Raw genomic sequence first — 1,236 nt, 5'->3', positions numbered from 1 at the left:
CTGAGCTCTTTGGCTTTTAGCTGTTTTCCATCTTCAATAGTAGGGCTGATGACAAAGCTCAAGGTGTTCTTTTTGCAATGATAGTTCTGGGATTGGATGATATTGAATTCTTTGGTAATCTGGTTTGGGGTTTGCCCAGCCACGTGATTGGAGTAAACGACCTCTGCTTGTTTCTCCTTGTTCCAGCCATAGCTCATGGAATTTCCGGTATGCGATATTGATTTTCCTATGCCTATCATTTTTTGAAATTATAAAGGTGGTTCTGTATTTCTTCTGCTAGCTTGGTCACCTCGGCTGTCAGTTTGGGATCCCGTTTTCGGTACATGTTCCCGATCAGTTTAAAGTTGGTCCCGTATTTGACCAACATTTTATAAAGGTCTATCTGTTCCTCTGTTAACCTCTCAATAATCTTATCCCCAAAGGCGGCACGCCTACAATATTCACTCACGCTCAGACCGCTCTTTTTGGCCTTTATCCTGAGTAACTTTTTCTCAAATAGAGAGCATCGAAATTTAACATAGGTACGTTTCATTTTTTCCGTCTTTGCGACCTTCGGGAGCAAAGCAAGATTGTCTTTGTGGCAACAAAGACACATCTTGAATTACATCACTATCAGATTATTTCTTTTATGCATTAAAATTGTATTTATAAATCGTTATTTCATTTTCGGGATAAAATATTACCTTCATCAGGTCATTTCTTTTGAGCGGTCCACCTTCCATTTACATCTTTAAAATTCTCGTATAGGTTGGATCTGTCTATGCATTTTGGCTGTTGTTGCATCATTAGGTTAACGGCATTTCTTCCTGCACTATCATTGTCCAGATAAAGCATAATCGATTCATAGGCGTCAAACATCTCAAACGTTTTTTCTATAAAGCCCAAGGAGTTTAATATCAAAAGATCATTCGCTTCCATTAGTTTTTGGTCCCACTCCATCAGGCTCATCATATCGAACATGCCCTCGGTAACGATCAGCCTACTGTTTCCGTTCTGGAGGTGAGTGACGTCTTTTGGGGAGCTGGAATTCTTATAGTATTTGTTCCGCAATTCCCAACCTCCGGAGCTGTTCGCTAAGCCTAGGGCGAAATACATCTTGTCCTTAAACCTATAATGGACTTCCTTGCACAGTTTTCTGGCGGTTAATATGGAGATCCCTCTTTTCATTACATATTCCCCTAGCGCAAAATGGCTCAGTTCCTTAACATACTTAATCTCGATCTTATCCTGTTTATC

General features: G+C 40.1%; 3 protein-coding genes. All 3 read right to left on the bottom strand.

Annotation, left to right across the window (positions count from 1 at the left end):
- A partial coding sequence (locus G466_RS0118900) for a relaxase/mobilization nuclease domain-containing protein (protein WP_026815011.1) occupies positions 1 to 239 on the bottom strand: 239 nt, incomplete at its 3' end.
- A complete protein-coding gene (mbpA, locus tag G466_RS0118895) occupies positions 236 to 532 on the bottom strand; it encodes a mobilization protein MbpA (protein WP_026815010.1) in 297 nt (98 codons plus the stop codon). The genes G466_RS0118900 and mbpA, both read right to left, overlap by 4 nt.
- A gap of 161 nt (positions 533 to 693) precedes the next feature.
- Positions 694 to 1,236, bottom strand: a 543-nt coding sequence (locus G466_RS0118890) for a toprim domain-containing protein (RefSeq protein ID WP_026815009.1), incomplete at its 5' end; no start/stop codon positions are given.

This window comes from Arenibacter certesii DSM 19833, from assembly GCF_000429545.1.
In the GTDB taxonomy this organism is placed as follows: Bacteria; Bacteroidota; Bacteroidia; order Flavobacteriales; family Flavobacteriaceae; genus Arenibacter; species Arenibacter certesii.
This window is presented reverse-complemented; position numbering and strand designations above follow the sequence as displayed.

What these genes read in the sequence shown, in the direction of transcription:
- mbpA (WP_026815010.1), bottom strand. Translation starts at nt 532, where the DNA reads ATGAAACGTACCTATGTTAAATTTCGATGCTCTCTATTTGAGAAAAAG.